The 10,137-nt window shown below is 39.4% G+C and carries 9 protein-coding genes, 1 pseudogene and 1 CRISPR repeat array; of the genes and pseudogenes, 8 read left to right on the top strand and 2 right to left on the bottom strand.

Annotated elements, in window-relative coordinates; all coding sequences use genetic code 11:
* Window positions 1-544: 544 nt before the first annotated feature.
* A CRISPR array of direct repeats spans window positions 545-1,238; the repeat unit is 36 nt; unit sequence GTTTCCAACTAATCCTATTTGACCTAATAGGTAAGG.
* Window positions 1,239-1,911: 673 nt separating this feature from the next.
* From H6G40_RS21870 to H6G40_RS21835, 8 genes are all read left to right on the top strand, one after another.
* Entirely contained in the window at window positions 1,912-2,514 is a 603-nt protein-coding gene (locus H6G40_RS21870; RefSeq protein WP_069474137.1) for a Uma2 family endonuclease, read from the top strand.
* A gap of 15 nt (window positions 2,515-2,529) precedes the next feature.
* Entirely contained in the window at window positions 2,530-3,561 is a 1,032-nt protein-coding gene (locus tag H6G40_RS21865) for an SAVED domain-containing protein (RefSeq protein ID WP_190538241.1), read from the top strand.
* 7 nt (window positions 3,562-3,568) lie between these two features.
* Window positions 3,569-4,993: a Cas10/Cmr2 second palm domain-containing protein gene (locus H6G40_RS21860; protein WP_002736312.1), complete on the top strand. Its 1,425-nt coding sequence runs from the start codon at window positions 3,569-3,571 to the stop codon at window positions 4,991-4,993.
* A 10-nt stretch (window positions 4,994-5,003) separates the two neighbouring features.
* Window positions 5,004-5,987: a type III-B CRISPR module-associated Cmr3 family protein gene (locus H6G40_RS21855; RefSeq protein WP_042790761.1), complete on the top strand. Its 984-nt coding sequence runs from the start codon at window positions 5,004-5,006 to the stop codon at window positions 5,985-5,987.
* A gap of 142 nt (window positions 5,988-6,129) precedes the next feature.
* Window positions 6,130-6,255 carry an AbrB/MazE/SpoVT family DNA-binding domain-containing protein gene (locus H6G40_RS23805; RefSeq protein WP_272071936.1) on the top strand — a complete coding sequence of 42 codons (126 nt, stop codon included), beginning with the start codon at window positions 6,130-6,132 and terminating at the stop codon, window positions 6,253-6,255.
* Window positions 6,256-6,397: 142 nt separating this feature from the next.
* The gene (locus tag H6G40_RS21845) at window positions 6,398-7,225 is read left to right on the top strand and encodes an RAMP superfamily CRISPR-associated protein (protein ID WP_190538240.1); all 828 of its coding nucleotides are present in this window, start codon (window positions 6,398-6,400) and stop codon (window positions 7,223-7,225) included.
* 19 nt (window positions 7,226-7,244) lie between these two features.
* The gene (locus H6G40_RS21840) at window positions 7,245-7,652 is read left to right on the top strand and encodes a hypothetical protein (RefSeq protein ID WP_002779055.1); all 408 of its coding nucleotides are present in this window, start codon (window positions 7,245-7,247) and stop codon (window positions 7,650-7,652) included.
* 5 nt (window positions 7,653-7,657) lie between these two features.
* Window positions 7,658-9,322, top strand: coding sequence for an RAMP superfamily protein (locus H6G40_RS21835; RefSeq protein ID WP_190538239.1), 1,665 nt, complete (start codon window positions 7,658-7,660; stop codon window positions 9,320-9,322).
* A gap of 184 nt (window positions 9,323-9,506) precedes the next feature.
* Here the strand turns inward: H6G40_RS21835 and H6G40_RS23550 are convergent.
* Together H6G40_RS23550 and H6G40_RS21825 are read right to left on the bottom strand one after the other, a co-directional pair.
* Window positions 9,507-9,882: pseudogene (locus tag H6G40_RS23550) on the bottom strand (IS1634 family transposase); the annotation flags it as partial.
* Between the two features lie 8 nt (window positions 9,883-9,890).
* On the bottom strand, window positions 9,891-10,137 hold a 247-nt coding region (locus tag H6G40_RS21825; protein ID WP_190537171.1), incomplete at its 5' end, for an IS30 family transposase.

Below are 10,137 nucleotides of genomic sequence, written 5' to 3'. Positions count from 1 at the left end.
TATTATTGTGCCAATGGTAGGGGCGCATCGCGTGCGCCCAGAATGTCCTAAGTAGGTAGGCACAATTATTTGAGCGAATGCAATTCGCCCCTACAATAATATTATTATTATTGTGCCAATGGTAGGGGCGCATCGCGTGCGCCCAGAATGTCCTAAGTAGGTAGGCACAATTATTTGGGCGAATGCAATTCGCCCCTACAATAATAATATTATTATTGTGCCAATGGTAGGGGCGCATCGCGTGCGCCCAGAATGTCCTAAGTAGGTAGGCACAATTATTTGGGCGAATGCAATTCGCCCCTACAATAATATTATTATTATTGTGCCAATGGTAGGGGCGCATCGCGTGCGCCCAGAATGTCCTAAGTAGGTAGGCACAATTATTTGTAGGATGGGTTAGCGGTAGCGTAACATAATCGGGCGTTGGGTTTCATGCTTCAACCCAACCTACGTTCATTTTATATTTAATTCCACCCACCTACTTATAGATATTTCGACAAAATTGAAAGGCAGAAAAAGGGTTTATAAAGAAACCCTTTTTCTAGTTTCCAACTAATCCTATTTGACCTAATAGGTAAGGATTAACAGCGCAACTTGACAAAGAGATGAGTCTTATGTTTCCAACTAATCCTATTTGACCTAATAGGTAAGGAAGTTTGAGATCATGAACGCAATGGGTGAGTATGGGTTTCCAACTAATCCTATTTGACCTAATAGGTAAGGAGATCTGTGTGACAATCTTGGTTTACGACCAGAACGTTTCCAACTAATCCTATTTGACCTAATAGGTAAGGGGAGCTTTCCATGAGCCGAATATTGTGGTTTATGTGCCGTTTCCAACTAATCCTATTTGACCTAATAGGTAAGGTCGGGGTATCCCGATTATTCAAGAGTTTGCAAAGCAGTTTGGCGTGTTTCCAACTAATCCTATTTGACCTAATAGGTAAGGATGCTCAAACAGCAGCATATTTAGGAATGCAGCCAAGTTTCCAACTAATCCTATTTGACCTAATAGGTAAGGATGGGTGACCTCATAATCGATTCTATGATGCGTGTTTCCAACTAATCCTATTTGACCTAATAGGTAAGGCTCGCCACTATCGAAAATTCGTAGCGGAAGGAAGAGGTTTCCAACTAATCCTATTTGACCTAATAGGTAAGGTTGATTACCTACAGGAGACAGGTAACACTGTCCCTCGGGTGTTTCCAACTAATCCTATTTGACCTAATAGGTAAGGAGTACCCCTTGGAAAGTCTCATCGAGAGGGGAAGACAGACCCCCAAATCGACGCACCTGCAAAAAGAGGGTTAAAAGGTGGTATTGGGGGGGGTAAAAGTCCCGATACCAAAGGGTAGAACCCTGACTGGGAGAGCAATCGACGCACCTCAACCAGAGAATCGGGGTTTTAGGTCGGGGAGGGGGTGCATCGATTTTCAGTCAAGAGTTAGGGGACAAGCTAGATGATATAGAGATTTGGGGGTGGTTGAGGAGGAGAACCTCCCATCACCAACAATCTAGAGACAGCTTCTTCGGAAATCCCATAGAAGCGCACATCATCCTCTTGAGGATTGACCCTTTCTACTACTTTAGCGTACAGTTTCCGCCTCTCGATGTGTAATTAATTTTGCTTAAGTAATTATCTGTAATTAAGTAGCTGGTTATAATTAAATTAAAAATGGATTTTAGGTTCGATCCCCCCTGCCCCCCTTGATAAGGGGGGTGCCGATAGGCGGGGGGATCTGACAATTTTTAACGCCTACCTACTTAATTGTCTAGCTACTGATTAAGGAGGGTAGCGGGGGTGGGAGTTTTTTTTAAGGATTTTTTAACCCCCAAAATCCCCCGATTCTGGCGAGCAATCAGTATCATGGATAACAACAACAAGCTATAGGTCTAATCCGATAAAAATCATGACCTACCTATCTCCTAAATTATTCACTTTTGAAGACTTTTTAAACCAGTATGGAGATGACCCACGCTATCAATTAATTGACGGGGAGTTGCGAGACTTGGAACCCACTGGACCTCAGGAATCTGTAGCGGGAAAAATCGCAGGAAGACTGTGGGGAGAAATCTTGCGATTACATCTACCCTGGACAATTCCTAAAAACTGTTTGCTCCGTCCAGAATCGGGTCAAGCTACTGCTTTACGTCCCGATGTCATCATTTTAGATGAAGTGGACTTTAGCACCGAACCTCTCTGGGAAAAACAAGCAATTTTAACTAGCTCCCCAGCAATTAAATTAGTGGTAGAAGTGGTTAGTAGTAATTGGCAAGATGATTATGCACGCAAAGTTGAAGAATACTCATCTTTAGGTATTGCTGAATATTGGATTGTCGATTTTCGTGGATTGGGTGGCATCTCTTTTATCGGTAAACCCAAACAGCCTACTTTGACTATTTGTCAGCTAGAAGGTGATGAATATCAACAAAAATTATATCGTCTTTATGAGCGCATTAGTTCGGCAGTTTTTCCCGAATTGTCTCTGTGTCTTCTCGATATTATGCCCTAAATCTCTAGTAAAATTATGCTGAAATCTCTTAAAAATGTCCTTAGTAATCTGCGTCAATATCCCTATAATATTATCTTTAATCCCCTCACCAATGCAGCATTAGCCATCGCCGCTATTTTAGCACTAATTGCCGATCAATTTGGCCAGGGATATTATCTAATTTTTCTGATTACTTTGGCTCTAGTTATCATCGGTATCTGGCTAGAATCTCAGAAATACGACCTCTATAAACATCAGGCGATTCCTCTACCGATAGTGATTAAAATTGCTAATCCTGCCGATAGTAATAAGGCTCTGCAATCGCTTTTTAATATCATCGAAACAGAAAATAAATACAAAGATCATCAAAATAATCTTGACCAGTATCTCAATATTAGCGAAACAGACTTAATTTTTAACTACTCCTGTGATATTTATGATCAAGAAATGCTGAAAGCTTTTCTGCAAATACTCCGCTATAATCTAGAGAAACTTAAGAAAAAAACTCCCCAAAATACTATTATTTATCTTGCCTATATCGGTCCGATTAGCGTCGCTATTATGGTCGGTACTATTCTCGCTACCGAAGGAGTAAAAATCTTTCAATATAATAAATCTTCTGATAGTTATTATCCTGTGGTGGCAATTAGCGATCGCAAACTCAAAGAAGATATTAAGGAATACGAAAAATTTGAGCGTGTTGTCACCGAAAAAGGTCAAGATAGAGTAACTATAGCCATCGATGTTTCTTCCCATAAAATTAATCTTAATGATCAGAGTATTGAAAACTACGGCGATTTAATTTATCTGAAAAGTAAAGGCAGTGGTACAATTGAAAAAAATGAAGATTGGCTACAATATTCTAGAGAAATCTTTAAAACTATCAACATCGCTCAACAAAAAAACTATCAAGAGATTAAGCTAGTTTATTCCATGCCTATAACTTTGGGAATACTTGTCGGAATGGCCGTTCAACAATACTGGCCAATTCTCCTAACTCAATACGAAAATTCTACCTACAGAAATCTTATTAATCTTCAGGAATTTAAACTTTATCGAGGACAATAAAGATAAAATGAACTATACTGTAATTACCTTTGCTCCTGTGCAAGGATTCATCGAAAAATCGCGTAAACTAAGGGACTTATACGGTGGTTCTTTTTTATTATCCTATCTTGCCGATGCTATCTGTCAGGCAGCGGATAAATATCCTGAATGTAGCCTTATTTCTCCGGCTTTAATTGACGTTAAAAGAGGAACTCCCAACCAAATCTTAATCGCGGGTAATTTTCCCAAAAAAGAGGCCGAACAAGTCTTCAATGACGCATGGCAAAAAGTGGTTAATAAGTGTCGGGTTTGGATTGAACAAAATTTACCACAATACAATTATACTTGGCGACGAGAATGGAACCTATGGATTAATCATACTTGGGAATTCTTCTGGGCGCAAGAGGACTCGATCGATTGTGCGTTTAAAAGTCTGCAACAGAAAAAATATCAACGAGATTGGACGGGAATTAATTGGCAAGGAGAAAGTTCTAGCTTATCGGGTTCCGATGCCATTGTTTGGTATGGAATGACGGATCAAACCCATCCTTTATATTCTAGTATTTCCCAACAAAATCAGCAAATCACCGAATTTTATCAGCAATTAAGTCAAAAACTTTCTAATGCTATCCTCGATGAAACCGAACGTCTTAGCATTCCCGAATTAGTCAAAAGAATGATTACATTATATGATATTGGCAAGCCTTTAAACCTAGAACTTCCTAAAAAATTTGTGGAACTAAATCGCTACGAGGAAAAATCCTATACAGGATGGTTTCAAGGGGACGGTGACGGGATGGGAAATTACCTAAAAAATCTGTCCATATCCTCAAGAAAAGAATTTAGTCAAAGAATGCGACAATGGGGAGAAGAACTAGAAAATCATCTTAACTTTGGTCGCATTATTTATGGAGGAGGAGATGACTTTCTAGGGGTTTTGTTTTCACAAAAATCAGAACCAAAATTAACCCTACAAGATTGTCTATATTGGTTTGATCAATTTCATCGGGAAATCTGGCCAAAACACGGTTATTCTCAGGATATAACTGTTAGCGTCGGTTTCGTTTGGGCAGCTTCAGGAGTTCCTCAGCGTGACATATTGCAACAATGTCGAGAAGCAGAAAAATCCGCTAAAAATCAAGGTAAAAATCGTCTAGCGGTGCGAATACTTTTTAACAGTGGTAACTATTTAGAGTGGGTTTGTCCCTGGGAAAACTTAAAAGATATCCTCGATAGTTATTGCGATCGCAGTGAAGGAAAAAACTGGACACATTTCTATAATGATATAGCAACTTTAGAAAATCGCCGCGCTTTTACCGATGATAATCACGATATTGCCAATGCAGTTTTTAACCTTTATTTTAATCAAAATATACCCATCGATACCACCTCTCACCAAGATAGAAATAACTGGGTAATTAACCTCTCAAAAGTGGTCAATCATCTCACCTAAACATAGAAAAATGTTGCAATATCTGATCATAATTAAACCTTTGGGATTTCTCTACGGTAGCGCCGGTCCGTTTCTGTCTCCAGAAAATCTAGTTGGACGTTCAGGAAATCGTTTTCCCCCCACTGCTGCCACAGTTTCGGGACTATTTGCTCACAGCAATCCCACCAATATTCGCGATTTACAAATTGCCGGCCCTTTTTGGGCAAACAGTGAACAACCAGATAACTTTTTTGTCCCCACTCCCTTTATTTATTTGGCTAAAAAACCCCTCGCAAATTATTTTCAAGACCAAGAAAATAACGACAATGGAAAAATTCAACACACCTTAACATGGCAAGAAAAATGGCAAGAGAAAGACAGTAAACAAATTGAGGGAAAATTCGATCGAGATAGTTGGATTCCTATCAACCAATGGTATAATCCTCAAAAAGCCTATGGTTCTCCGTGGCAATATCATCCCCATCTCCATCCGCGTTTGTTAGAGGAGCAAAGAAAGGTAAAAACTGGAGAATTATTCCTCGAAAATGCCGTCCAGTTACATCCAGATGCTTGTCTAGTTTATTTAGCTAATCAACCCCTAGAAAATGGCTGGTATCGCTTTGGTGGAGAATCCCATCTAGTGGAAGTTAAATCACTTGAACTAAGCAGCCATCTCCAAACTTTATTTAATCAAGATGTCGGTCAATATTTTGCCCTCATTACTGCCGCAATCTGGGGAACAAATCGCCTATCAACTCGCAATCCCAGTGATTGGCAATTAGAAACCATCAACACCGAAAGACCAATAACCTATCGTTATCGATTCGGAGGAAAAGATAAAGTTAAGCGCTTATCTAGGGGACGTTATGCAGTTCCCGCAGGAACAGTTTATCGCTTAAAAAACCCCTTACCATCTTGGGAAAATTGGCAGGAATCTTGGTTCCCCAGCGAAGGGGTTTCTCTCAAACGTTGGGGCTGCGGATTAGCCTTACCCTTAGAAAATATTGCCAAATAAAGCCTATAATTATTGAGTAGGGTAAATGAGACGAGAATAAGTGATAGCTATGGCAAAACTAAAAACTAGATTTCCCCGAAAAGCTTTATTAGATTATTGAAAAAGTGGTAATAATCAAGGCTCAAAAATTAGCAAAAATAAAATGCTGCGTATGTTTTTAGATTTTTTGGTAGAAGATGCCTTTAAAAACCCTTCTTCTCTCACTCCTTACACAGAGGAAATAGCTAAAGAAATCGATGAATTATTAAAGGGTGTTGCAATTGATTAGGAATAAACCTATAGCTTTGTGCTGTCCTAATAGCCTAAATACCACGATAAAATATTAACAAAATCTTAGAAAATCCTGACATTAATATTAACCTAGTTTAGAATAATCCCTAAGCATCTAAAATACTCACTTTTACCAAAAAATGTATCACAAAAGTTATGGTATACTTGAAACCTTAGCACCCCTTCATGTGGGAGCAACCGCAGGAGAAGAAACGGGTAATCTTAACCTCATTTTTCGTGACCAATTCACCCAAACAGCAATTATCCCTGGTAGTTCTATTCGCGGCCGTTTTCGTGCCGATATGAACAATATAGATGAAAAACATACATGGTACGGACACGAAACAATCCCAGGACAAGAAGACGGAGGAACCACCGAAGCAAAAGTTAAATTTGAATATGCTTCCCTCGTTTGGTTGCCGGTATTTTGTCCGGGGCAGCCGATAGTTTGGGTCACTTCTCCCCTATTATTAAAACGCTACAAACAAATCACGGGAATCTCTGCAAAAGTACCCAATCCCTATACTGCTTCCCCTAGTTTACAAGCGCGAGTAGTGCAGGGAGTTAACCGCAATAGCAAAGTTTTATTTTTTAACTTAGGATTTCTCGAAATTGAACACTTAGAGGAGCTTTCCCCGTGGATTCCCCCGCAAGCGGATTTAAAAGCTTCTCAATTAGTCGTCGTTGATGATAACGATATATCCATGCTGCACGATATGGCACTCTACCGACAAAGCCGGGTTAAACTACTAGAAGGTCAGAAAAAAGTGGATACAGAAAAAGGAGCTTTTTTCAATGTGGAAGCTTTACCCGTGGGTAGTATTTTAGTTTTTCCCATTGCTTGCAAAGAAACAGGATGGCAACCTTTTGGAGAATCGGTAAACCAAAAAGAATTATATTTCGGAGGATTAGAATCCATCGGTTTTGGTCGTTGCCAAGTTACTATTTTAAACTACGCTAATCAATAATTATATTTTATCTAATATTATGGCTTGGAAAGAATACAATCTCGATCGCATTGCTCAGAAATTAGTTCTCGCTGCCAAACTACGGGATCGAGATTCTCTCAATCAATCTTTTAAAATGCGTGAATCCGTTTCCTATGGACTAGAAAGATTCTGGGGTGAACATCTGCGCTTACAATCCAAGGAACCCAATAAGGCACAATACTGGAAAGAAACTTGGGATAAATTAGTCGAAACCATGGCAGAAGCGGGGATTCCTATCCCTAACGATACCGTACAGGTAAATGATACCGAATCTGTTCAAGTAATGGCAGAAAAACTCTGGGAATTAAAGCTAGAAGACCAGAGAATTACCCTCGCTGTTTTAACGCAACTATGCGATTGTTTAGTTTGGTGGACTCAAAGATATAAAGGAACAAAGGAGCGATAAATTATATGGTTAATATTCCCGATATTGGTGACAAAATCCCCCTGATGTTTCGCGCACAAACCAAAGGGCGATCGCAATTACAATATATTGACTCTAAAAAAGATGAAAATGATAGCCAAAAATGGGTAAAGGAATGGATAGAACGAGTCGATGAAAATCCTCCCCAATTTGGTCAAGAAGTAAAAACCAAAGAATATCAAATATCGTGGCGATTCGTCACTAATGGGGGACAAGATGAAGGAATAATTCGGCCTGTAATGGGTGCTTATGGCATACCATTTTATCCCGGTTCCAGCATGAAAGGAGCCTTTTGTCAAGCTTGCACCCCCGAACAAAAACAACGTTATCACCTCGAAAAAGATAGCGATAACCCTAGTCTTTTGCGCTTCCATGGCGGTTATCCCGTTAATGATTGGACGGAAAATCTTTTAGATATTGTTCACCCGCAACAGGGATGGCAAGTAAAAACCCCAAACACTCGACAAAAACCCAGTGGAGAAAGTGGTTTTGCTTTAATTTCTCTCTATCAACCTACCCTAAAATTTGGCATTTCTACCTCAATAGAACAACCCGATTGGGAGGAGATTTGGACTATCTGGGAAAGAGCTTTAGAATCTGGTCTAGGATGCCGTGTTAGTAGCGGTTACGGCTTACCAAAAGACATTAAATCTTCAAAAGAACCTTTATATAAATGTTTTCTGAAAGGGCAAGGAATGGCTCCTAAAAGCCTCGATGGTGCAAGGGAATTTCGACCCAATATTTTTCGAGGAGCAATTCGCGGTCATGCCTTGCGTATTTTTGGCGGTTTAACTGATGCTAAAAATGCCGAAAAGTTAGTTAATCAGCTATTTGGAGGAATTGACGGAGAAGCAAGCCAAGGTTTACTAGCGGTCGATTTTTGTGTCAAATCTCTAGAGTTAGGAACCTTTGCCAAGGGTTACAACGAACCCACCTACACAGTAACAGGAGAATTGCGCTGGATTCTCACCCAATCCCAATCTCTCCCCGAAAACCAGCAAGAATGCTTAAAAAAATTAATTTGTTTTCTCACTCGTTTTGCCATGTTATTAGGAGGATTTGGTAAATCATGGCGACGAGCAGATCATAGTATTTTCTATGAGGATTATTATCCCAATAAACCCTTAATTGGCTGTCATTGGCAATGGGGGGATAAAAGTTCTTTAATCAACGATAATAAAGTCATAGATTTAACTCATGTTCATCCCTTTATCAAAGATGTTCGCACTATTGCTAAACAATGGATGTCCTTACAACAAAATATCCCCATAACTCCCGATAATAGTGCTAACTGGCGAGAAAGTTGGCATCCTAAAAATGTCGAAGTTTGGGGAAGAATTGCCGAAGATAAAGATGATTCCCTGTCCATAAAATGGCTTCACAAAGCCTATCAAAAATTGGATAATTTAAGTATCTATAAAACCTCGGTGACAGGAAGTATCGATCAAATTGGTTGTCTTTGGCATCGAATGTATCCCCTTGTGAATATTATCACTACTGAACAGGGCAAAAAAAGACCGAAAGACACCTATAAATATCTAGAATTATTAACAATTTTTCCTGATGACTCTGATGATTGTGCTTATTTTCTAGGTTTTCTAGACGAGAATAATGGTCAAGAGGGAAAATTTCAAAAACTTTGGCCGAAATAATCCCGTTTATAGTTAAGTACCTAAGCAAAATTAATGACAAATTAGGATTAGTTGGAACCTAAAAAAGTAGGGCTAATTCCGGAATTAGCCCTACTCTTATCTCTTACCTATTACTGGACTTCCCTGTTGACAAAAGGCCATAACCTGTGCTGTAGGAGGGATTAAAAGAATTTCCGCCGCCCCGTTACTGGGTACAAATTAGGGAAACCCCTAATAAATCTAACGCATGATTGTTGTAGTTCAGTCGGTCAAGTTATCTTAGAAAAACGATAACTTCCTTCTCTAATCGTACATTCTACTGTATGCAAGCAAATTGTCCCCAGGTCTTCCAACAAAGTCCGAAAGCTATGCACAGGGAGGTTCTCCTGATTCCGTTTTTTTCTCTCTTTAGATTGCACCGATTCACTGCGACTAGCTTTAATCACATTCAGAGAACCATCATCAATTTCTTCATCCTCAAATAATAAAGGAGCCAAGCACTGTTTTAAATGCCATTCCACATAATAAGCCAACATACATAAAAAGATATGAGCTTTGACTCTATCATCCTGATAATGATAGGGCCAATTCAAGTCTGAATTGCATCACTGTCTGATCTACCTTTATAGAATACCTCATTCGGGGTACGATAGTCAAGACATTTTCGAGGACGATTGTTAATCAAGTTTACGGCTCTTTCCACCTCCTCTGGCTTAACGATTTTAAAATTCGTTCCCTTGGGGAAAAATTGTCTTAACAGTCCATTGGTATGCTCGTTTAATCCCCTCTCCCACGAATGATAAGGAGTAGCAAAATAAAAATCTGCTCCTAGTTTC

The sequence above is a fragment of the Microcystis viridis FACHB-1342 genome, assembly GCF_014698335.1.
Lineage (GTDB): Bacteria > Cyanobacteriota > Cyanobacteriia > Cyanobacteriales > Microcystaceae > Microcystis > Microcystis ichthyoblabe_A.
The sequence above is the reverse complement of the archived record's forward strand: the minus strand, read 5'-3'. Positions and strand labels throughout refer to the sequence as shown.